The following is a 23861-nucleotide window of genomic DNA, read 5'->3' on the forward strand; positions in this document are numbered from 1 at the left end:
CACGTCATCGTCAGAGTCTCCCTAAATAAGGCAGGTATATCATGTCCGAACTTAACGAAAAAATGGCGTCAGCCTGGGAAGGATTTAGCGCCGGCGAATGGCAGAACGGTGTCAACGTCCGTGACTTTATCCAGAAAAACTACACCCCCTATGAAGGTGACGAATCTTTCCTCGCGGGCGCCACACCAGCCACCACTAAACTGTGGGACAGCGTGCTGGAAGGTATCAAGATTGAGAACCGCACCCATGCACCGGTTGATTTCGATACCGACCTGGCTTCAACCATCACTTCACATGATGCGGGTTATATCAATAAGTCGCTGGAGACCATTGTAGGTCTGCAGACTGAAGCACCGCTGAAACGCGCCATTATCCCATTTGGCGGCATCAAAATGGTCGAAGGTTCTTGCAAAGTTTATGGCCGTGAACTCGACCCCGCCCTGAAAAAAGTCTTCACCGACTATCGTAAAACCCATAACCAGGGCGTGTTCGATGTCTATACTCCGGACATTCTGCGCTGCCGTAAATCCGGTGTATTGACCGGTCTGCCAGATGCTTATGGTCGTGGTCGTATCATCGGTGACTATCGCCGCGTGGCGCTGTACGGCATCGATTATCTGATGAAAGATAAAGTGGCGCAGTTCAATTCACTGCAAAGCGATATGGAAAATGGTGTCAATCTTGAAGCCACTATCCGCCTGCGTGAAGAAATCTCCGAGCAACACCGTGCGCTTGGTCAGATTAAAGAAATGGCTGCCAAATACGGCTCTGATATTTCTCTGCCCGCTACCACAGCGCAAGAGGCTGTACAGTGGACCTACTTCGGCTATCTGGCCGCTGTGAAATCACAGAACGGCGCCGCGATGTCATTCGGTCGCGTATCCACCTTCCTCGATATTTATATCGACCGTGATATTAAAGCGGGCAAACTGACTGAAGAAGGCGCGCAGGAGTTAATTGACCACCTGGTGATGAAACTGCGTATGGTGCGTTTCCTGCGTACCCCAGAATATGACGAATTGTTCTCAGGTGACCCAATCTGGGCAACCGAGTCTCTGGCCGGTATGGGTGTCGATGGCCGTACTTTAGTCACCAAAAGTACCTTCCGCTTCCTGAATACCTTGTACACCATGGGCCCGTCACCGGAACCTAACATGACCATTCTGTGGTCAGAAAAACTGCCGGTTAACTTCAAAAAATATGCAGCCAAAGTCTCTATCGATACGTCTTCATTGCAGTATGAGAATGACGATCTGATGCGTCCTGACTTTGATAACGATGACTACGCGATCGCCTGCTGTGTGAGCCCAATGATTGTCGGCAAACAGATGCAATTCTTCGGCGCCCGCGCCAACCTGGCTAAAACACTGCTGTATGCAATCAACGGTGGCGTGGACGAAAAACTGAAAATGCAAGTTGGCCCGAAAGAGGCGCCAATCACTGATGAAATTCTGGATTTCGACATTGTGATGGCACGTCTGGATCACTTCATGGATTGGCTGGCTAAACAGTATGTCACCTCATTGAATATCATCCATTACATGCATGATAAGTACAGCTACGAAGCTTCACTGATGGCGCTGCATGACCGTGATGTCTATCGCACCATGGCGTGTGGTATCGCAGGCTTGTCAGTGGCGGCAGATTCCCTCTCTGCCATTAAATATGCCAAAGTAAAAACCGTGCGTGATGCGGATGGCCTGGCCGTAGATTTCGAGATTGAAGGCGAGTATCCGCAGTTTGGTAACAACGATTCACGTGTCGATGATATGGCGTGTGACCTGGTTGAACGTTTCATGAAGAAAATTCAGAAACTGCAAACCTATCGTAATGCGGTGCCAACGCAGTCGGTGCTGACCATCACCTCTAACGTGGTATACGGTAAGAAAACCGGTAACACCCCTGACGGTCGTCGTGCAGGTGCGCCATTCGGTCCAGGTGCTAACCCAATGCACGGTCGCGATCAGAAAGGTGCGGTGGCTTCTCTGACTTCGGTAGCCAAACTGCCGTTTGCCTATGCTAAAGATGGTATTTCTTACACCTTCTCCATCGTGCCTAATGCACTCGGTAAAGATGATAATGTGCGTAAAACCAACCTTGCGGGCTTGATGGATGGCTATTTCCACCATGAAGCCAATATCGAGGGGGGTCAGCACCTTAACGTCAACGTTATGAACCGTGAGATGCTGCTGGATGCGATGGAACATCCTGAGAAATATCCTCAGCTGACCATTCGTGTTTCCGGTTATGCGGTGCGCTTTAACTCGCTGACCAAAGAGCAGCAGCAGGATGTGATTACCCGTACGTTCACTCAGTCCCTGTAATCCTCACTGAAATGTCAAGGCTCCTGCGGGAGCCTTTTCTCCACAAGTCTGTTTTGCCAGTTTGCTTTCGCTGGCAGCCTCGCAAAATCGACTTTAATCCAAGAGCACAACACAGATTGTGCCGCCTGATGTTGAGGCTAACCCGGAGAATACATCGCAATGTCAACCATCGGTCGTATCCACTCATTTGAATCCTGCGGCACCGTTGACGGTCCCGGCATCCGTTTTATCACCTTCTTCCAGGGCTGTCTGATGCGCTGCCTCTACTGCCATAATCGCGACACCTGGGACACTCACGGTGGCAAAGAAGTCACGGTGGACGACCTGATGAAAGATGCACTGTCGTATCGTCACTTTATGAATGCCTCTGGCGGAGGAGTAACGGCATCAGGTGGGGAAGCGATCTTACAAGCCGAGTTTGTGCGTGATTGGTTCCGTGCCTGTAAGGCAGAAGGCATTCACACCTGCCTGGATACTAACGGCTTTGTACGTCGTTACGATCCGGTGATTGACGAACTGCTGGATGCCACCGATCTGGTGATGCTCGACCTAAAACAAATTAATGATGATGTGCACCAGATTCTGGTTGGCGTCTCTAATCATCGCACCCTCGATTTCGCGCGCTATCTGCAGAAAAAAGGCAAACGTACCTGGATTCGCTTCGTGGTCGTGCCCGGCTATTCCGATGACGATGACTCTGCCCATCGCCTGGGTGCATTCACCAAGGATATGGAGAACGTTGAGAAAATTGAGCTGCTACCCTACCATGAGTTAGGTAAGCACAAATGGATTGCCATGGGAGAAGAGTACAAGCTGGATGGGGTAAAACCACCCAGTAAAGAGACGATGGAACGGGTCAAAAATATTCTGGCAGGATATGGTCACGAAGTGATGTACTGACAAAAAAGGGAGCTTACCGCTCCCTTTTTTCATTGGTTCATTCAGATATTAAGCATGTGCAATTGGCGTGGCATGCTGGTCAGCTTTACGCAGCAGCATCACCAGATAGACCAGTGCCACAGCGGCAATCATTACAAACAGCAAACGGTCAGAGTAATTCTGCATCAGCATCGATGTCATACCCGGCCCGACCAGGCTGCCGATGGTGTAGCTAAACAACAGCGCCTGATTCATGGCAACCAGCTCATGATGCGCAACGGTTTCACATGCCCATGACATCGCCACTGGATAGAGCGTGAAGCCAGCCAGCCCCAGAACAAACAGTGCAGGCGCCATGGCAGTATCGCCCAACATGGCGATGGCACCCAGAATCACCACAAACACCTGAACGCGCAACACCATCAAGCGCCCAAAACGGTCGGCAAGACGTCCCACCGGCCACTGACCGACAATGCCCGAACTCACCAGCAGCGCCATCCAGTAACCCACGTTGGCATCACTCATTCCCCGATGCGACAGATACAATGGCATCAGACCATAAAGTGAACCCAGTACGATACCGGAAATAATGCAGCCGTTGATGCCCAGACGTGAGCTGCGACGGCGCAACATGGTCCAGATGCGACCCGTAGAAGCCTCTTCAGTCGCTGAGCTGGCATTAACACGCAGGAAGACCACTGGCAGCACGGCGCAGACGATCAGCGCGGTGACCCATGGAATGACATGCAGAAGTTCAGTCGACACGCGGCTCACCAGCAACTGGCCCGCCACCGTGCCGAGATAATAGACAATCATATAGGCAGCCAACAACTGACCGCGATTACGCACTGTGCCACTGCACAGCAACGCACTCTCCACCACCACCCAGATCAGCGCACAACCGACACCCGCAATAAAACGCAGCGCAGTCCAGCTGTAGAAACCCTCTAACAGCGCCATTCCCATGGTCGCCACGGCAAACAGCGCGCTGGCCAGATAAAAACAGCGATTAAAGCCATAGCGGTTGATCAACCAGCCTGCGAGCAGCGTCCCCAGCAGATTACCGGTGTAATAGGCTGAACTGGCCATACCCACCTGCCATGTCGGCAGTTGATCATGGGTAAGCCAAAGCGGTACCAGCGTATTCAGCACAGCAATAGACACCGTCATGAGCATTAAGCCGCAAAGCAGCAGCACGACGGGGCGCGACCAGGTAGACATAGGGATTAAAAACCAAAGAAATGAAGATAATTGCGCGCAGTTTGCCATTCGCTATTTTAAAGTCAACGGGCAAAAAATCACCGCCGCACAATTTGCTGCTGAACAATTTATTATTTTTATCTTCAGCAGCTTAGAGGAGATATATCATCATAAAAACTCAATGCTATCTGCATGAATTTATGGATTTAAGTGTTTTGAGGAAGTCTGCTGACGATAACGTTTATTTCTGATTAATTCTTACTAAAAAATAATCGGCTGAAGCTAAAAAACAAAAAACCCGGCATTGCCGGGTTTTACTATCAGAAAGCTGGGGTTAACCAATGGTTTCCAGTCCGCCCATATAAGGACGCAGCACTTCTGGTACTTCGATACGGCCGTCAGCCTGCTGGTAGTTTTCCAGCACCGCAACCAGCGTACGACCTACCGCCAGTCCCGAACCGTTCAGTGTATGTACCAGACGTGGTTTCTTATCAGTTTTACTGCGGCAGCGAGCCTGCATGCGACGCGCCTGGAAATCCCACATGTTGGAACAAGAGGAGATCTCACGATAAGTATCCTGCGCCGGTAGCCATACTTCCAGATCGTAGGTTTTGGCTGAACCAAAGCCCATATCGCCAGTGCACAGCAGTACTTTACGGTATGGCAGATTCAGCAATTGCAGCACTTTCTCGGCGTGGCCAACCAGCTCTTCCAGTGCGTCCATTGACGTTTCTGGCGCAACAATGTGCACCATCTCAACTTTATCGAACTGGTGCATACGGATCAGACCACGCGTGTCGCGTCCATAAGAACCCGCTTCAGAACGGAAGCATGGCGTGTGCGCAGTGAGTTTAATCGGCAGATTTTCTTCTTCCACGATCTCATCACGCACCAGGTTGGTCAGCGGCACTTCCGCCGTCGGGATCAGTGCGTAGTTGCTGCTGCCCGCTTCTTCACCCAAAGGCTTGGTGTGGAACAGGTCTTCACCAAACTTAGGTAATTGACCCGTTCCAAACAGCGTCTCATGGTTAACCAGATACGGCACGTAGGTTTCCAGATACCCGTGCTGCTGAGTATGCAGATCAATCATGAACTGGCTAAGCGCACGGTGCAGGCGAGCAATTTGCCCCTGCATCACGATAAAGCGTGAACCGGTCAGTTTCACTGCGGCAGCGAAATCCAGGCCTTTAACCGCTTCACCCAACTCAACGTGGTCTTTTACCGGGAAATCGAACTGGCGGGGCTGGCCCCAGCGGCTGACTTCCTGATTCTCAGTATCATCTTTACCCAGCGGCACTTCATCGACCGGCAAGTTAGGCAACGAGAGGGCAAAATCGCGGATGGTATTTTGCAGTGTATCCAGCTCAACCTTCGCCGCATCCAGGCGTTCGCCCAACACGTTCACTTCCTGACGCAGTGGCTCGATGTCTTCCCCACGCGCTTTGGCCTGACCGATGGATTTGGATCGGGAATTACGCTCTGCCTGCAGATTTTCAGTTTCTACCTGCAGTACTTTACGACGCTCTTCGAGCGAGCGCAGCGTTTCCACATCCAGTTTGAATCCTCGGCGTGCCAGTTTTTCAGCGACTGCGTCTGGCTCATTACGCAGCAGATTGGGATCGAGCATGCTTATCCTGTGTAATTAAGGTTGGTTGAACGAATGAAGGGATGCATCCCACTGGAATGCATTGAAATACTTGCTCACCTTACCGTAAGGCGTTTATCAGCGGTAGCGTTTTATCGGGCTATTTTGATCCTGTTCAGCCAACCAGGCGAGTTTTTCGCCGATTTTCCCCTCAAGCCCCCGATTGGTGGGTTGATAGTAGCGCGTTTGCGCCATTTCAGGCGGGAAGAACACCTCTCCGGCCGCATAAGCATTGGGTTCGTCATGTGCATAACGATACTCTTTGCCCAGCCCCATCTCTTTCATTAATTTGGTGGGTGCATTGCGCAGGTGCTCAGGCACATCGTAATCCGGGAATTCTCGCGCATCGCGCATGGCCGCCTTGAACGCGGTATAAACCGCATTACTTTTGGGTGCGCAAGCCAGATAAACAATCGCCTGGGCTATGGCGCGCTCGCCTTCAGCAGGCCCGACGCGGGTGAAACAGTCCCATGCCGAAATAGCCACCTGCATACCACGTGGATCGGCGTTGCCCACATCTTCCGAAGCTATCGCCAGTAAACGGCGTGCAACGTACAACGGATCACCCCCGGCCGTGATGATGCGGGCATACCAGTAGAGAGCGGCGTCCGGCGCCGAACCGCGCACGGATTTATGCAGCGCCGAAATCAGGTCGTAGAAACGATCGCCTTTGTTATCAAACCGCGCCGCCCTTTCTCCTGAGACTTCATTCAGCAACTGTGGCGTCAGCTCACGCTTTCCTTGCGCATTGCTCTCTGCCATATCCGCCATCATTTCCAGCGTATTCAGCGCACGACGCGCATCCCCGTTAACCAACTCAGCAATCATACGCCGGGTGTTGTCCGGCAGCAGAATGTCGCTATTACCGTACCCTCGCGCACTGTCCTCCATCGCCTGGGTGAGCACCTGTTCAATATCTTCAGTGGTGAGCGATTTCAGCAGATAGACGCGAGCACGCGATAGCAGTGCCGAGTTGAGTTCAAAAGATGGATTTTCGGTGGTCGCACCGATAAAGGTAATGGTGCCATCTTCAATATGGGGCAGGAATGCATCCTGCTGGCTTTTATTGAAACGATGAACCTCATCCACAAACAGGATGGTACGGCGGCCCAGTTGACGATTCTGCCGGGCGCGCTCGATGGCTTCACGAATCTCTTTCACGCCGGATGTCACGGCAGAAATTCGCTCAACATCCGCCTTGCCATAGTGCGCAATAATCTCTGCCAGCGTTGTTTTCCCTGTTCCTGGCGGCCCCCACAAAATCATTGAGTGCAGATGCCCGGCTTCAATCGCGCGCGGCAGCGGTTTACCCGCCGCCAGCAGATGCTGTTGCCCGATATACTGCTGCAATGTGGCTGGCCGCATACGCGCGGCCAGCGGCTGGAACTCATTTGAAGAGGCGAAATCCAGGGACAGGTTACTCACCGCGACCTCACTGACGTTGATCGTCCACCGTTACCCCTTTTGGCGGTGTAAAGGTGAACTTATCTGGGCTAATCGCACCGTTTTTCTGGCTCTTCAGCTGATAATCACTGTGTTGACCATCTTGCTCAATCGCACTGAATTTGTTGATGGTTCCGGATGCAGAAACATTGATGGTGAATTGCTTCAGGTTGCCATCGCTGCTTTTTGGCGTCAGCTCGAAATTATCACCCTGCTGCTTGATGTTGTACTGCTGCCAGTCGCTTGGCTGATTACGGGCAATCAGCATAAACGGCGTATTGCTGGTGGCGTTCTGCAGCAGGCTAACGCTGGCTTGCTCAACAAACGGATTATAGAACCACAGGTTTTTGCCATCGGAGATAATCACGCTTTCGTCTGGCGCGGTCATATGCCAGTTGAATAAACTTGGGCGTTTAACCCACAGTTCACCTTCACCATCCTGCACATTCGCACCGCTGCCATCTGTCACTTTCTGGCTAAAGCTGGCATGGAAGCTGTTCACTTTGTTCAGACGCTGCTGCAAATCGCTCGACGCATCCGCCAATACCGACGAAGAAACAAAACCGGCCAGCAGGCCGCAGGCAATAACGCGTAATTTCATCTGATTCGATTCCTTATTCATGGTTTCCCGACACTTACTGCATTAAACGTAGTTGCCGCTCTGTCTGTTCGACAGAAGAAAAAGCCGAAAGCTCCCATCGATATGGGGATCGTTCTGCAGATAAACAACGGGCCAGTGTTAACTGGCCCAGAAGTAAGTCATGGCGTGCGCTAGATTACATCTCGTGCGGCGGCGGTGATAGCACCTCGCGGTTACCATTATGGCCCGGTTCAGAAACAATACCCTGCGCTTCCATCTGTTCAATGATGCGCGCTGCACGGTTGTAACCAATACGGAACTGGCGCTGAACACCGGAGATAGAGGCGCGACGTTTCTCGACCACAAATGAGACCGCCTGATCGAATAGCGGATCAAGCTCTTCATCACCATCAAGACCGCCCGCTGCACTCTCGCTCTCTTCACCCGCGGTAATGCTGTCGATGTATTGCGGACGTCCACGCGCTTTCCAGTCCTGCACTACCGCATGCACTTCCTGATCGCGCACGAAGGCACCATGGACACGCACCGGCATTGAGGAGTTAGGCGGCATGTAAAGCATATCACCCATCCCCAACAGTGATTCCGCGCCGCCTTGATCAAGAATGGTACGTGAGTCAATTTTACTGGACACCGTAAAGGCGATGCGCGTTGGGATGTTGGCTTTGATCAAGCCGGTAATCACATCTACCGACGGACGCTGCGTTGCCAGCACCAGGTGAATACCCGCCGCACGCGCTTTCTGTGCCAGGCGAGCAATCAACTCTTCAACTTTCTTGCCCACCGCCATCATCAGGTCAGCGAATTCATCCACCAACACTACGATGTACGGCAGTTTTTCCAGCACAGGCGGCGTGGTCTCCATACTGTCACCCGGCTTCCAGAACGGATCTGGAATTGGGCGCCCCATGGCAGCAGCCTGCTCAATTTTCTCGTTGTAACCGGCAAGGTTACGCACGCCCAGAGCAGACATCAGCTTGTAGCGGCGTTCCATCTCACCCACACTCCAGCGCAGCGCGTTCGCCGCATCTTTCATGTCGGTGACCACCTCAGTCAGCAAATGCGGAATGCCTTCGTAGACGGAGAGCTCCAGCATTTTCGGGTCGATCATGATAAAGCGCACTTCTTCTGGTGTGGCTTTATACAGCATGCTGATGATCATGGTGTTCACACCAACCGACTTACCGGAACCGGTCGTACCAGCAACCAGCAGGTGCGGCATCTTCGCCAGATCGGCCACCACCGGTTGACCCGAGATATCTTTACCCAGCACCACCGACAGCGGTGACGGGTTATCGCGGAACTTGTCACAATCCAGCACTTCGCGCAGATAGACGGTTTGCCTATGTTTGTTCGGTAATTCCAGGCCGACATAAGGTTTGCCAGGAATCACTTCAACCACACGCACCGCGACAGCTGAAAGCGAACGAGCCAAATCGCGCGACAGGTTAGAAATACGCGCAGCTTTCACGCCAGGAGCAAGATCCAGCTCAAAGCGGGTGATCACCGGACCTGGTGAAATACCGACGACTTCGGCTTTCACACGATAATCGGCCAGACGCGCTTCAACCAATCGTGCTGTCTGCTCAAGCGCGAACATATCCACCGGCTCTTCTTCCGAAGGCGGAGAGGTCAGCAAATCAAGCGTCGGCAGCGGCGTAGAAGGCTTTTCCAACGGACGTTCATGACGAACCAGGAATGGATGGAACAGGCTATCTTGCGCAGGGGCGGCCGGTTGAGGCGCTTCTGCTGGCGCAGCATAGCTTTCGGTCTCGGATGACGACCATGGGCTATTGTGCTCATTCAGCGATGGCATGGCTTCTGGCTGCGGTGCGGCAGGTTGTTGCCACTGCGCAGGTGCTTTGGATTGTGGTGCGGCAGGTTGTTGCCACTGCGCAGGCGCTTCGGATTGTGGTGCAGCAGGTTGTTGCCACTGCGCAGGCGCTTCCGGCTCAGGCGTTGCAGCGATGGTAAACAATGGCTCGCTTGGGCCGTCATCGACCAAATCTTTCATTGGCGAAAAATCAAAGGCTGATGAAGTATCAAGGTTAAATACAGGGCCTTCATTGGTTTCAGATTGCTGATAGCGTTGTTGCTGCTGAGCTGCAAACTGATTGGCCAACTGCGCCTGATGTAAAGCCTCTTCATCTTCTTCGACTTGATGCTGTCCGCTTTCTGCATAACGCTGCTGTTGCTGAGATGCAAACGCTTCGCGCAGGTGTGCTTCCTGCAAGGCGGTATCCTCTTCATGATCCTGTGAGGGTTCATGATAGGTCGCTGTCATTTCAGGCAACAGCTGCTCGGCTTCTTCGCGCGCTTTGTCTTCTGCCATACGCTGTGACGGCAACTTAATGCCGTAAGAAGCCAGTTCACGACGTGTTGGCAGTTTAATTTTGTTCGGACGCGGCAATTCAGGGCCAATACCCTGCTTCACCTGCGGATTGTAATCACGCTCCGGCACCACATCGAAGGCTGGTGTATACGCAGAAGCCGTTTTCGCAGCAGCTGCCCCCACTGCTGCGGCTGCCGCAGTGTTCAGAGAAGCAGATGATTGAGCGGCATCCTGCCAGTTCCCCATGCGTGGCCCTTCATCGTCATCAACGGGTGAAAACGCTGAGGGTGCCGGTTCGCCCGGAACTTCAAAGCGATACAGCGGCGGTGCGGGTTGAATAACCGGTTCAGGCGCAGGCGGTACCGCAACAGGTGCTACTGCCGCAGGCACCTCAGGGGTATGAGCAACAGGTGCCGCTTCGGCGGGTGCATTGACCACGGGTGACGGCACAACGGGCGCCTGGTGTGCAGCTTCGGCGGTCACCGCAATGGCCGCGGCTGTCGCGGCACTGGCTTTGGCTAGCAGAGGATCATCCGGCAGCTGTTCGGCGATAGGCTCAGCCACCTTACGCGGTTTAGCCAGCAGAACGTCATCATCGTCATCATGCGATTGCGCAGCACGCAGTGAAGGCGCAGCATGTTCGGCATGCTCTTCCTCTTCTTCGTACTCCTCTTCTTCCTGCCAGGGTTCGTCATGACGAGAGCGGTTGCTGGCGAAGGTCAGTACGCCCATCACCACGCTCCCGATTTTTTCGGCGATGGTTAGCCACGACCAGCCCGTGTATAAGGTTATGCCTGCCGCCCACACGCAGATCAGCGTCAAAGTGCCGCCGGCAGAACTAAACCAGGGCGCCATCGCATTACTGATGAGGCTGCCAATTACACCGCCCGAAGCAAAGTACCAGATGTCATCAACGTTGAGCGCAGCTAAACCACAAGTGGTCACCACCAGCGCCAGCACGCCAATCAGGCGTAAGCCCACCGCAAAGTAATCGATGTAATCCTGCCGATCGCGCTGACGGAATGTAATCCAGCACAAACCAATGATGACCGGAGGAATGGCATACGCCATCACGCCGAAAATGAATAAGAGCGTATCCGCCAGCCATGCGCCGACACTACCGCCCAAATTATGGATCGGTTCATGCCAGGCGGTCTGCGACCAGCTTGGATCGGAAGGATTGAAGCTAACCAGCGACACCATCAAATAGATGGCGAACAGGGCCACAAGGATGAGCAACGCTTCCAGCAGCCTGCGTCCACTGCTCAGCGGTTGTAACGAAACGTCTTTATCTTCTGTATATTCCTGGCTCAAGAGAACTCTCCAGGTGCCTGTAAATTAAGAAGGCAACAGCGCCGGGCAAGCCCGACGCTGGTCCTGTATGAATTCACAGGAGTGTACCGAATTCCTGCAAGTTTTGCACCTGCCCTGCATTACCGGGTTTTGATCACCAGACGATTGCTCTGTTTGACCTCTTCCATCACCACGTAAGTACGGGTGTCGTTTACGCCCGGCAGGCGCAGCAAGGTTTCACCCAAAAGCTTACGGTAGGCGGACATGTCCGGTACACGGGTTTTCAACAGGTAGTCAAAGTCACCGGAAACGAGGTGACACTCTTGAGTTTCCTCAAGTTTTTGCACAGCGGCGTTAAATTGTTCAAACACATCTGGCGCACCACGATTCAGAGTAATCTCAACAAATACCAGCAGTGAAGCATCCAGATAATGTGGGTTCAGTTGTGCGGTGTAACCCAAAATGAAGCCCTGACGTTCCAGGCGACGCACACGCTCAAGACACGGCGTAGGTGATAAGCCAACACGTTTTGAAAGCTCAACATTAGAAATACGGCCGTCTTTCTGCAATTCATTCAGAATGTTTCTGTCGATACGGTCCAGATCTTTTCCGGGGCGTTTCTTATTGTCTACCATTATTATTGTCTCTCTTAATTCCTTCCCTTTACCTGCCACACCCTGAAAACGCTCATTGTTCAGGGCCTTACTGAAGTGAAGACGATAAGTCTGTGCAGTAACGCTTCCATCCGTATGACGTATGTTGTCTGTCCACATCATGCGTCATTACCAATGTCAGACTGAGTTTATCCGGCAAAAACGCGCAAAACAGAAATGAAATTCTGTTTTGAACCGCTAAATATTCTCCGCTTCTGGTAATGTTTTCGCAAAACAGCAGGCGATTGTCAAAGTAAAACATCCAAATTCAGTACAAGATGCCAGATAGAGTTCTGGGTTGCTGTTTTTAAATGAGAATTTTTATGCTGCTGCACCAGAATTTGCCGAGCATTGCCCCCTTTTGGCGCAATCGACGTGCAGAATTTGCACTCATCGACTACGCCGCTTGCAGCGATTGTTATCAAAATTGCTGAAACCTTTTTTTGCTGCGCTAATTTCCCTACAATCAAAAACTATGTTGTCGCAAAAAAACTGAGGAACGCATGAGTACGGCCAAACACAGTAAGCTGCTCATTTTAGGCTCCGGCCCTGCCGGATACACCGCGGCAGTCTATGCCGCGCGCGCTAACCTGAATCCGGTATTGATTACCGGGCTGGAAAAAGGCGGTCAGCTCACCACGACCACTGAAGTTGAGAACTGGCCAGGCGATCCGAACGATCTGACCGGCCCGGCGTTGATGGAACGTATGCAAGAGCATGCCGAAAAATTCAACACCGAAATTATTTTCGACCATATCCACACGGTTGATTTGCAAAACCGCCCCTTCCGTTTAACGGGTGACAGCGGTGAGTACACCGCTGACGCGCTGATCATCGCGACCGGTGCATCCGCGCGTTATTTGGGTCTACCTTCGGAGGAGGCGTTCAAAGGCAAAGGTGTTTCCGCCTGTGCGACCTGTGACGGTTTCTTCTATCGTAATCAGGAAGTCGCGGTGATTGGTGGCGGTAATACCGCGGTGGAAGAGGCCCTTTACCTGGCAAATATCGCGGCGAAAGTCCATTTGATTCACCGTCGTGATAGCTTCCGTGCGGAAAAAATCCTGATCGATCGTCTGATGGATAAAGTGCGCAACGGCAACATCGTACTGCACACCGATCGCACACTGGAAGAAGTGGTCGGGGATCAGATGGGTGTCACCGGTGTGAAACTGTTTTCCACCAAAGGTGAAGAGCCGGAAATGCTGGATGTTGCCGGGCTGTTTGTGGCGATTGGTCATAGCCCGAATACCGCCATTTTCGACGGCCAGCTGGCGCTGGAAAACGGCTATATCAAAGTGCAGTCCGGCTTGCAGGGCAATGCGACCCAGACCAGCATTCCAGGCGTATTTGCGGCGGGTGACGTGATGGATCATATTTATCGCCAGGCGATCACCTCTGCCGGTACCGGCTGTATGGCGGCGCTGGATGCAGAACGCTACCTTGACGGGCTTGTTAAAACCGATCTGTAACTTGTTAATAAGCTGATCATAATTGCAAAGAGGCGACCTGTTTAGGTCGCCTTTTTTATTGCCTGCATGCTAAAGTTCATGCGCTTAATATTTCCGGATACTTTATCCGGTTTTGCCTCTCTCCATCAGTGATCAAACGGCTTCGCATGGAAAAATCACGGCAGCAACATCTTCTTCGCTGGCTCCGTCAGCAACGTCTCCACGGCGCAAGCAGTTTACGTGCCGCATCGCTATTCGGTTTTGCCGGTGCATTGGTGATTATTGCTCAAGCCTGGTTGCTGGCCTCGCTGCTGCAGAATCTTATCGTCGCCCAACAACCGCGCGGTGCCCTGCTGACTGATTTCATCCTGCTGCTGTTCTGCTTTGCTCTTCGCGCGGGTCTGCACTATGCACGGGAAATGGCAGGTTACCGTGCTGGCGTTGCCATCCGTCGCGCTCTGCGCAAGCAGGTACTGGACAAGCTAAATGATTTAGGTCCTGCCTGGGTTCAGGGCAAACCGGCGGGAAGCTGGGCAACACTGCTGCTTGAGCAAATTGAAGAGATGCAAGAGTATTACGCGCGATATCTGCCACAGATGTCTTTAGCCGTTTTTATTCCCTTCGCCATCCTGATAGCCATCTTCCCGATTAACTGGGCGGCCGGATTGATCCTGCTCGCGACCGCACCGCTGATTCCGATTTTCATGGCGATGGTCGGCATGGGAGCCGCCGATGCAAATCGTCGAAATTTCCTCGCGCTGGCGCGTCTGAGCGGCGATTTTTATGACCGCCTGCGCGGGCGTGAAACATTGCGCCTGTTCCACAGGGCTGCCGCTGAGCAGCAGGCGATTGCTGAAAGCACCACGGATTTTCGTCAGCGCACCATGGAAGTGCTGCGCCTTGCTTTTCTCTCTTCCGCGGTGCTGGAATTCTTTGCCTCACTGGCGATTGCCGTGGTCGCGGTTTATTTCGGCTTCTCCTATCTTGGCGAACTTAATTTTGGTCATTATGGAACGGGTGTGACCTTGTTTGCTGGATTCCTGGCACTGATATTGGCGCCTGAGTTTTTCCAGCCGCTGCGCGATCTGGGTACTTTTTACCACGCTAAAGCGCAAGCCGTTGGGGGCGCCGATGCACTGGATCGTTTTCTTAACGAAAGTCCGGAAATCCCAGTATCAGCCTCCAGCCTGTCAGTCGCTTTCGATACCCCTTTAAGCCTTGAAGCACAGGATTTGGTGGTGATGACAGCCAAAGGTGAAGCGTTATCACAGCCGCTGAATTTTACGCTTGAGGCGAATAAACGCGTGGCGCTGGTGGGTCAAAGTGGCGCAGGAAAATCAGCACTGATGAATGTGTTGCTCGGCTTTCTACCCTATCAAGGTTCGCTGTGCGTCAATGGGCATGAACTGCGGGATATTGGCCGTGATAGCTGGCAGCAGCATCTGGCGTGGGTGGGTCAAAATCCACATTTGCCCGCGACCACGCTGCGCGAAAACCTGTCTCTCAACAGCAGCATGGATGAAGCCACACTGCGCAGCGTTTTACAACAGGCGGGCGTGGATGAGTTTCTCGCCCGTTTGCCGCAAGGCCTCGACACACCCATTGGCGATGGCGGAATGGGCCTTTCTGTTGGCCAGGCGCAACGCGTCGCCGTTGCGCGTGCCCTGTTGAAACCGGCACAACTCCTGCTGCTGGACGAGCCTGGTTCAGGTCTTGATAGCCAAAGTGAACAGCATGTGTTGCGCGCATTAAACCAGGCAGCCACACAACAAACCACCCTCATGATCACCCACCAACTTCACGATCTTGCCAGTTGGGATGAAGTTTGGGTGATGCAATCCGGGCAACTGGTGCAGCAGGGGCAGTGGCAACAACTGATTGCTCAGGACGGGCCGTTGCGTGCCATGGTGCAGCATCGCCAGCAGGAGATTGTCTGATGAATCCACTATTGCCGTTTCTGCGCCTGTTTCGTCGTCATCCGTGGCGTTTAAGTCTGGGTATCATCTTGGCTATTGCGACTTTGCTCGCCAGTATCGGCTTGCTCACCCTATCTGGCTGGTTCCTCGCCGCCTCATCGCTGGCGGGCGTGGCTGGCCTGTACAGTTTCAACTATATGTTGCCCGCAGCAGGGGTGCGTGGAGCGGCAATCACTCGCACTGCGTCGCGTTACTTCGAGCGCTTAGTCAGTCACGATGCCACTTTCAGGGTGTTGCAGCATTTGCGTGTGTTCACCTTTAGCAAACTGATCGCGCTGGCCCCCGAACAACTGGCCTGTTTCAGACAGGGCGAACTGCTTAACCGCTTTGTCAGCGATGTCGATACGTTAGACCATCTCTATCTGCGCGTTATTTCACCGCTGGTCGGCGCGGCGGTAGTGATAGTGGTGGTCACTTGCGGTCTGGCGATATTGGATGTGCCACTGGCGCTGCTGTTGGGCGGAATGATGCTGCTGACGCTTTTGCTCATGCCGCCGCTGTTCTGGCGATTAGGCACCTCAGCCGGGCATCGCATCGCCCAGCACCAAGCCAGTTGGCGTTTGCAACTGACGCATTGGGTAACCGGACTGGCTGAACTGCAAATTTATGGTGCTGCGGTCTTATGGCGTAAAAAACTGGATGCCGAAGAGATGCGCTGGCAACAGGCACAGCAGCAACAGCATCGTCTGCAAGCGCTGGCGCAAAGCCTGTTATTGTTAATCAGCGGCTCAACCGTCGTCTTGCTGCTGTGGATCTCCGCAGCGGGCGTAGGCGGCGATAGCGCACCTGGCGCATTCATCGCGCTTTTCGTGTTCTGCGGCCTGGCGGCATTTGAAGCGCTGGCACCGGTAGCAGGCGCATTTTTGCCGCTTTCGCAGGTCAGTGGCGCGGCACAGCGCGTACAGGAAATCATTGAGCAAGCGCCTCTGATTCGTTTTCCCTCCTCGACCGTGTCCTCTGATTCGGGCATCAGCCTGACGCTGGAAAAGATCACTTTCAGCTATCCGCAGCGACCGGAGCCGGTACTCAGGCACTTCTCGCTTACGCTACGAACCGGTGAGCATCTGGCACTGCTCGGCCCCACCGGCTGCGGCAAATCCAGTTTGCTGGCATTGATCACGCGTGGCTGGCTGGCGCAGCAGGGCGACATTCGACTAAATAATATTCCACTTGCCGAGTGGGACGAAAAAAGTCTGCGTCAACGTATCAGCGTGGTCACGCAGCGCGTGCATCTGTTTAGTCAGACGTTACGCGATAATTTGCTGCTGGCACACCCTGCCGCCAGTGATGAACAACTGAATGCAGTCCTGCATCAGGTTGGACTCACCCATTTGGCGGAACATGATGAAGGGCTCAACGCGTGGATGGGCGAAGGTGGCCGCCCGCTGTCGGGAGGCGAACTGCGTCGCCTGGCCATTGCGCGCGCCCTGTTGCACAACGGCGATCTGTGGTTGCTTGATGAGCCCACCGAAGGCCTGGATGCCACCACCGAACAGCAGATATTGACGCTGTTGCGTCAGGTCAGTCAGGGTAAGACGGTAATCATGGTGACCCATCGCCTCAGTGGCCTGGCAACAATGGATCGTATCTGCGTGATGGACCAGGGGCAGATTATTGAGTCGGGCACGCATGACGAATTAATCTCAAAAGCAGGACGCTATTGGCGTTTCCACCAGCGCTTTGCGCTATAGTCTTAGCGAGCAGCCCGAAGGGTAATTGACGCAATGAGACTGGTACAACTTTCACGGGATTCATTAAATTTTCCTCCGCCGGAGATGGCGCTGCGCGAGCCGAATGGATTATTGGCGATGGGCGGCGACCTCTCCCCTGCCCGACTGATGAACGCCTATCAGCGCGGCATTTTCCCCTGGTTTTCACCCGGCGATCCGATTCTATGGTGGTCGCCCGATCCGCGTGCCGTGATGCTTCCGGAATCTTTTCATCTCAGCCGCAGCATGGCGCGTTTTCATCGCCGTTCGCCTTTTCGCGTCACTATGAATCATGCCTTCCCGCAGGTACTGGAAGGCTGTGCCAGCGGCAGACAAGAAGGCACCTGGATCACCTTTGAAGTGAAACGTGCGTGGCTACGCTTGTATGAACTGGGTCACGCGCATTCGATTGAGGTCTGGAGTGATAATTGACTGGTGGGCGGCATGTATGGCCTGGCACTTGGGCAGATCTTTTGTGGTGAGTCGATGTTCAGCCGCCAGGAAAATGCCTCAAAAACCGCGCTATGGGTTTTCTCTCAGCATTTCCTCGCTCATCAGGGACGCTTGATTGATTGCCAGGTGCTTAACCCACATACAGCTTCGTTGGGCGCCGTTGAAATCCCGCGTGTTGATTATTTACAGTACGTGCAAACACTGGCGTGGCAGCCTGTTTTAAGCGGTTGCTGGCAAACACAAACCCTTTTTTGACCCAGCTCGCAGATGTTTTGCACACAATTCCCGACAAAAGTGATACAATAAGCGAGTTTGGTATGTCGTCCGCGCTTCGCTGTGGCGAGCCGGAATTGCCAGGTTGGGAATCTCATCCATTTCCCGAAGCTGTTGCTGTTGTGCACTTGATGCTGATTGCGACAACTTCTTAGCCCGCTAATCCCCCGCAGACGTCAATAAAAACACCCGAATTTTTCCGTAATGCACGCGCAATGGCGCGACGCACGGCGAAGCGTTGGCAAAATTGCCAACGGTTCTTTACATAAATCATGGAATTCGGCATTATCTTGCCGGTTCAACAGTTTGGTAGTTCACCCCAGAGGATTCGATGGCCAAAGAAGACAATATTGAAATGCAAGGTACCGTACTGGATACGTTACCTAACACCATGTTCCGCGTAGAACTTGAAAACGGGCACGTGGTTACCGCTCATATCTCCGGTAAAATGCGCAAAAACTACATCCGCATCCTGACGGGCGACAAAGTGACTGTCGAGTTGACCCCGTACGACCTGAGCAAAGGCCGCATTGTCTTCCGTAGTCGCTAAGTTGTTGTCCACATCTCGCGTTTGTGGCAATTAACTGAGCGCGAAAAAAAAGGCCGGATTTTCATCCGGCCTTTTCTTATCTGCGACTCAGCACATCAGTGCACAGTCCCTTCGGTTTTGCGTTTTTCCGCACTCAGGAAATGGTAGGTCAACTGGTTTTTTTCTTTATCCAGCGCCACCGAGACTGAACCGCCATCCACTAATGAACCAAACAGCAGTTCGTTAGCCAGTGGTTTCTTCAGATTCTCCTGCACCGCACGTGCCATTGGACGGGCACCCATCGCTTTGTCATAACCCTTATCCGCCAGCCAGTCACGAGCATCATCACTGACTTCCAGCGAGACGCCTTTTGCATCCAGTTGCGCTTGCAACTCGACGATGAACTTATCCACCACCTGATGGATCACCGCGGTATCCAGATGACGGAACCAGATAATGTTATCCAGACGGTTGCGGAACTCTGGCGTAAAGATCTTTTTGATCTCTTCCATCGCGTCGGTGCTGTTGTCCTGCTGAATCAAACCAATCGACTTACGTTCAGTTTCGCGAACACCGGCGTTGGTGGTCATCACCAGCACCACATTGCGGAAGTCCGCTTTGCGGCCGTTGTTATCGGTCAGCATGCCGTTATCCATCACCTGCAACAGCAGGTTAAAGACATCCGGGTGCGCTTTCTCGATTTCATCCAGCAGCACCACCGCATGTGGATGCTTAATCACCGCATCGGTGAGCAAACCACCCTGATCGAAACCAACATATCCCGGAGGTGCACCGATCAAACGGCTAACGGTGTGGCGCTCCATATACTCGGACATATCGAAACGCAGCAGCTCAATCCCCAGGGCTTTCGCCAGCTGAACCGTCACCTCGGTTTTACCGACGCCGGTTGGACCAGCAAACAGGAATGACCCCACCGGTTTACGATCCTGACCGAGACCGGCACGGCTCATCTTGATGGCTTCAGTCAGTGCTTCAATCGCGTTATCCTGGCCAAACACCAGCATTTTCAGACGATCGCCGAGATTTTTCAGCGTGTCGCGATCGGTGGCTGACACACTTTGCTCTGGGATACGCGCAATACGTGCCACCACAGATTCAATATCAGACACATTGACCGTTTTCTTACGCTTACTCACCGGCACCAGGCGCGCACGCGCACCGGCTTCATCGATCACGTCAATCGCCTTATCCGGCAAATGACGATCGTTGATGTATTTCACCGCCAGTTCCACGGCTGCACGCACCGCCTTCGCGGTATAACGCACATCATGATGAGCTTCATACTTCGGTTTCAGGCCGTTAAGAATCTGCACGGTTTCTTCGACAGAAGGTTCGGTAATGTCGATCTTCTGGAAACGACGCGCCAGCGCACGGTCCTTCTCAAAGATGTTGCTGAACTCCTGATAGGTGGTTGAACCCATCACGCGGATTTTCCCGCTGGAGAGCAACGGTTTGATCAGGTTAGCGGCATCCACCTGGCCACCGGAAGCGGCACCCGCACCGATAATGGTGTGAATTTCATCAATAAACAGGATGCTACTGGTATCTTGTTCCAGCTGTTTTAGCAGCGCTTTGAAACGTTTTTCAAAATCACCACGGTACTTGGTACCCGCAAGCAGCGAACCGATATCCAGCGAGTAGATGGTGCAATCTTTCATCACTTCCGGAACATCGCCCTGCACAATACGCCAGGCCAGACCTTCCGCAATGGCGGTTTTACCCACGCCAGATTCACCCACCAGCAGCGGGTTATTCTTACGTCGACGGCACAATACCTGAATGGCACGCTCCAGCTCTTTATCGCGGCCGATCAGCGGATCGATTCCGCCGACACGAGCAAGCTGATTAAGATTGGTGGTGAAGTTTTCCATACGTTCCTCCCCGCCTGCTTGCTCTTCGTTAACCGGATTCTCCGCATTGTTTTGCGGCTGGCCCGGCTCATCTTTACGCGTACCATGGGAGATGAAGTTCACCACATCGAGGCGGCTGACTTCGTGTTTGCGCAGCAGGTAAGCCGCTTGTGACTCCTGCTCGCTGAAAATGGCGACCAGCACGTTCGCGCCTGCAACTTCGCTGCGACCGGATGACTGGACATGGAATACCGCACGTTGCAACACGCGCTGGAAGCTGAGCGTCGGTTGTGTATCGCGCTCCTCTTCACTGGCTGGCAGCACCGGTGTGGTTTGTTCGATGAAGGCTTCGAGTTCCTGTCGCAGAGCCACGATATCCACCGTACAGGCTTCCAGTGCCTCTCTGGCCGACGGGTTACTGAGCAATGCCAGCAACAGATGCTCGACGGTCATAAATTCATGACGGTGCTCGCGCGCTCTGGCGAAAGCCATGTTTAAACTGAGTTCCAGTTCTTGATTGAGCATTTGGCACCTCCCCCAATTATCGCTCTGACGACCTTTCCCCTATATGGAGACGGGCTCAGGCTTTTTCCAGCGTACACAGCAACGGATGTTCATTCTCTCGTGCGTAATTGTTCACCTGGGCGACTTTGGTTTCCGCCACTTCTGCAGTGAATACACCACAAATCGCCTTTCCGTGGTAGTGAACTTTCAACATCAGTTGCGTTGCACGTTCAACATCATAAGAAAAGAACTTTTGCAGAACGTCAATAACAAATTCCATAGGTGTATAATCGTCATTATTCAGAATGACTTTATACATCGAAGGCGGCTTTAACCCTTCGCGTACTTTATCTTCGGCTAAATGTTCAAAATTAAGCCAGTCGTTTGTGTTTGCCATAATGTTCCGTCGAAATTCTGCGTTACGATTGCGCGCATTTCTGCGCCCATTCCTAAGTTTAACATGTCTGTCAAGCCACCTTTCCCTTAAGAAAAAACGGTCCTAAAAGCCCATGCGCGACCTGTATCACAAAATTTGCAATAGCGTTAACTGCCTCAAATTTTGATGAATTTCTCCCCGTGCGCCAGGGCCGTTTGCTTGACGATAAGGACCGTTTCTCTACATTCTACTTACACAAGCTGATTGAGTTTTAAACAAACTCGACTCACAGCTTCAATGACCTCACCTACTGTTCAAAATGTCTTGCGAGGGAAGTAAAAGCATGGAGACGGGTACTGTTAAATGGTTCAACAACGCCAAGGGCTTCGGCTTTATCTGTCCGATTGGCGGCGGCGACGATATCTTCGCACACTACTCCACGATTCAGATGGAGGGATACAGAACGCTGAAGGCCGGCCAGCAGGTTCAGTTCGATGTCCATGAAGGGCCAAAAGGCAATCACGCCAGCTTGATTGTGCCCTGTGAAGTCACGCAAGTCGCCTGACGCGCGCCTCTTCATTCATTCTGACCACTCCCGAAAAAAAATGCCAGCCGCAGACGCTGGCATTTTTCTTTTGCGAATTTTCCCGCACCTCAATCCGCCCGTCCGCGTGCTAACCACATCACGCGAGCAAACAACTGATCCAGCAAGGCGGGAATCGCCTGCGGCCCACGCTCTGCCGCCGCCATGGCTACCGCAATCGCCAGCTCGGGTTTCGAGCTGTGATGAATCGCTTTGGTAATAATACGTCGCGCATTCATCGGCACGTTTAACGGCAGGTGCGCCATGTCGTGATAAACATCGCTGAATCCTTGCTTATAGAGAAAATGCTCTATATCCGGGGCTGGGAACTGCGTCAGATGATCGTCTTGCCGTTCATGCTCCTGCAGTTGGCTCCGGGCGCTGGCTGCATACTTATTGCCCGCTTCGTCGCCATCCGTTAACACATGCCAGGCGATGCCCATGCGTCTGGCAAACTTCAACAGCGGCTTAAGACCAGACTGCGCAAATTCGATGACTTTGACCCCTTCGGCGGCAAAATGGTAGCCGCGCTGCCGTGCCAGTTCATTGATGATCCACACTTCCGTTTCTCCCTCCACCAGTAACCAGCAGCGGGCAAAGAGTGCCGAGGGGCGATTCACGCGGATATGAAATCCAATACGGCGGCTCTCCTCTGCGCTCAATCCTTCAGGACCAATCCGCCATGCCGCAACGCGTGTGGGTTCACGCACCAGGCGACAAATATTCTTCAACGGCACCTGAGATAACAGCTCCCCCGAATTGGTGGTGGTGATTTTTTGCAGCGGCATTAAATCCAGCAGGTTCCACGCCACTGACAACATAATCGGATGCAGTCGCGTTTCCGGATCCTCCACCAGCAGTAATGGGTGAGCGCCCGGCGGCAGCGCTTCATTGCCGTGCGCCTGAATCAGTAAAGAGAACATGCGCAATAAAATGACCTGGCGACTGCGTGATTCCGTTCCGGCAATCAGGTGGTTAAGCTTGTCGAGTGAGCGCCAGCCTTGCGAACCGTCGCGCAATTCAGGTGCGACACGCGCCGCGCTGACCCCCGGTTGCTGCACAAGGAAATAGTGCTCCAGCAATTGCTGCATGGTGTGCAAGCCCTGACGCAGTAAATCGTCACTTAAATTCTGTGGCTGCACGACCAAATCCCGGGTTAATTTCTCGACTTCCTGTGACAATTCACTCAGCGTCGTAGCCCGGCGATCCGCATCGATGCTGCTGTGTCGTCCACGCCGGCCAAAGCGCGCATCGCGTAGTCTGAGCACTGGATAGAAGGCACGCAGATGCGCCAGCGCCGCCTCAGTGCCTTCCATCGCCAGCACATCGCCATTTTGGTCGATGAAGCGCCAGGTGGTTTTCACGCCATGCTCATTGCGGCGCGCACGGGTGCTAAAGCGGATAAAGCGCCCGTTTTCATCACGCTGCCAGAAAGGCTGGAACACCGCTTCGTCATCGCCCGCTTGTGCACGAAAGCGAAACACCAGTTGCAGCTGACGCAGACGGGCTTCCAGATCGCCCGGTGGGAAGTGAAAGTCATGTTCGGTAAATTGATAAGGTTCAGCCGCAGGCGCCAGTAATAGTGTCAGCGCATCCAGCAGGCTGGATTTACCCCAGGCATTTTCACCAATCAGCAGATTGGTATCGGTGAGTGGCAACGACAGCCGATTGATGCCACGAAAACCGCGAATATCGATATGTTCCAGAAACATCATGCCATCCCTTGAGTGCTTTGCCTGAGCATGGTTCGCCTCGTTAAGTTGGTCAAGTTA

17 protein-coding genes and 1 pseudogene are annotated in these 23861 nt (G+C 53.2%); 9 read left to right on the forward strand and 9 right to left on the reverse strand.

Features of this window, described 5'->3' with window-relative positions; translation table 11 throughout:
- Positions 1-41: 41 nt before the first annotated feature.
- Both pflB and pflA read left to right on the forward strand, forming a co-directional pair.
- Complete coding sequence (pflB, locus tag IAE30_RS17610) at positions 42-2324, forward strand: formate C-acetyltransferase (RefSeq protein WP_200537198.1); 2283 nt, start codon at positions 42-44, stop codon at positions 2322-2324.
- Positions 2325-2483: 159 nt separating this feature from the next.
- Positions 2484-3224, forward strand: a complete 741-nt coding sequence (gene pflA / locus IAE30_RS17615) for a pyruvate formate lyase 1-activating protein (protein WP_038647833.1) — start codon at positions 2484-2486, stop codon at positions 3222-3224.
- A 48-nt stretch (positions 3225-3272) separates the two neighbouring features.
- Here the strand turns inward: pflA and IAE30_RS17620 are convergent, their stop codons facing one another.
- Entirely contained in the window at positions 3273-4424 is a 1152-nt protein-coding gene (locus IAE30_RS17620) for an MFS transporter (protein WP_200680490.1), read from the reverse strand.
- Between IAE30_RS17620 and IAE30_RS17625 the strand changes: the two genes are divergently transcribed.
- A complete protein-coding gene (locus IAE30_RS17625) occupies positions 4372-4599 on the forward strand; it encodes a hypothetical protein (RefSeq protein ID WP_200680523.1) in 228 nt (75 codons plus the stop codon). The two genes, IAE30_RS17620 and IAE30_RS17625, sit on opposite strands and share 53 nt — an antisense overlap.
- A 138-nt stretch (positions 4600-4737) precedes the next feature.
- Here IAE30_RS17625 and serS read toward each other — a convergent pair whose 3' ends face one another.
- The 5 genes from serS to lrp form a co-directional block, all read right to left on the reverse strand.
- Entirely contained in the window at positions 4738-6030 is a 1293-nt protein-coding gene (gene serS / locus IAE30_RS17630; protein ID WP_200680492.1) for a serine--tRNA ligase, read from the reverse strand.
- A gap of 96 nt (positions 6031-6126) precedes the next feature.
- Complete coding sequence (locus tag IAE30_RS17635; RefSeq protein ID WP_038647837.1) at positions 6127-7473, reverse strand: replication-associated recombination protein A; 1347 nt, start codon at positions 7471-7473, stop codon at positions 6127-6129.
- A gap of 7 nt (positions 7474-7480) precedes the next feature.
- Positions 7481-8092 (reverse strand): outer membrane lipoprotein chaperone LolA, encoded by a 612-nt coding sequence (lolA, locus tag IAE30_RS17640; protein ID WP_034820613.1) that lies wholly within the window; start codon positions 8090-8092, stop codon positions 7481-7483.
- A gap of 175 nt (positions 8093-8267) precedes the next feature.
- Positions 8268-11735, reverse strand: a complete 3468-nt coding sequence (locus tag IAE30_RS17645; RefSeq protein WP_200680493.1) for a DNA translocase FtsK 4TM domain-containing protein — start codon at positions 11733-11735, stop codon at positions 8268-8270.
- 119 nt (positions 11736-11854) lie between these two features.
- Positions 11855-12349, reverse strand: coding sequence for a leucine-responsive transcriptional regulator Lrp (gene lrp, locus IAE30_RS17650; RefSeq protein ID WP_006118610.1), 495 nt, complete (start codon positions 12347-12349; stop codon positions 11855-11857).
- A gap of 521 nt (positions 12350-12870) precedes the next feature.
- Here lrp and trxB point away from each other — a divergent pair.
- The 5 genes and pseudogenes from trxB (at position 12871) to infA (ending at position 18776) form a co-directional block, all read left to right on the forward strand.
- A complete protein-coding gene (gene trxB / locus IAE30_RS17655; protein ID WP_200680494.1) occupies positions 12871-13836 on the forward strand; it encodes a thioredoxin-disulfide reductase in 966 nt (321 codons plus the stop codon).
- Between the two features lie 146 nt (positions 13837-13982).
- Entirely contained in the window at positions 13983-15752 is a 1770-nt protein-coding gene (cydD, locus tag IAE30_RS17660) for a cysteine/glutathione ABC transporter permease/ATP-binding protein CydD (protein ID WP_200680495.1), read from the forward strand.
- Positions 15752-17482, forward strand: a complete 1731-nt coding sequence (cydC, locus tag IAE30_RS17665) for a cysteine/glutathione ABC transporter ATP-binding protein/permease CydC (protein WP_200680496.1) — start codon at positions 15752-15754, stop codon at positions 17480-17482. The genes cydD and cydC overlap by 1 nt, the downstream gene beginning before the upstream one ends.
- A 33-nt stretch (positions 17483-17515) precedes the next feature.
- A pseudogene (gene aat / locus IAE30_RS17670) lies at positions 17516-18208 on the forward strand (leucyl/phenylalanyl-tRNA--protein transferase).
- 349 nt (positions 18209-18557) lie between these two features.
- Positions 18558-18776, forward strand: a complete 219-nt coding sequence (gene infA, locus IAE30_RS17675) for a translation initiation factor IF-1 (RefSeq protein WP_002211347.1) — start codon at positions 18558-18560, stop codon at positions 18774-18776.
- A gap of 95 nt (positions 18777-18871) precedes the next feature.
- Here the strand turns inward: infA and clpA are convergent, their stop codons facing one another.
- Complete coding sequence (gene clpA, locus IAE30_RS17680; protein WP_034820660.1) at positions 18872-21151, reverse strand: ATP-dependent Clp protease ATP-binding subunit ClpA; 2280 nt, start codon at positions 21149-21151, stop codon at positions 18872-18874.
- A gap of 55 nt (positions 21152-21206) precedes the next feature.
- Positions 21207-21527 (reverse strand): ATP-dependent Clp protease adapter ClpS, encoded by a 321-nt coding sequence (gene clpS / locus IAE30_RS17685; RefSeq protein ID WP_034820663.1) that lies wholly within the window; start codon positions 21525-21527, stop codon positions 21207-21209.
- Positions 21528-21849: 322 nt separating this feature from the next.
- Between clpS and cspD the strand changes: the two genes are divergently transcribed.
- Complete coding sequence (gene cspD / locus IAE30_RS17690; protein ID WP_038647847.1) at positions 21850-22071, forward strand: cold shock-like protein CspD; 222 nt, start codon at positions 21850-21852, stop codon at positions 22069-22071.
- Positions 22072-22160: 89 nt separating this feature from the next.
- Here cspD and IAE30_RS17695 read toward each other — a convergent pair whose 3' ends face one another.
- Entirely contained in the window at positions 22161-23801 is a 1641-nt protein-coding gene (locus IAE30_RS17695; protein WP_200680522.1) for an ATP-dependent endonuclease, read from the reverse strand.
- Between the last annotated feature and the right edge of the window lie 60 nt (positions 23802-23861).

Origin of the sequence: Pantoea sp. S61, assembly GCF_016625145.1 — a bacterium.
Classification (GTDB): domain Bacteria; phylum Pseudomonadota; class Gammaproteobacteria; order Enterobacterales; family Enterobacteriaceae; genus Pantoea; species Pantoea rwandensis_B.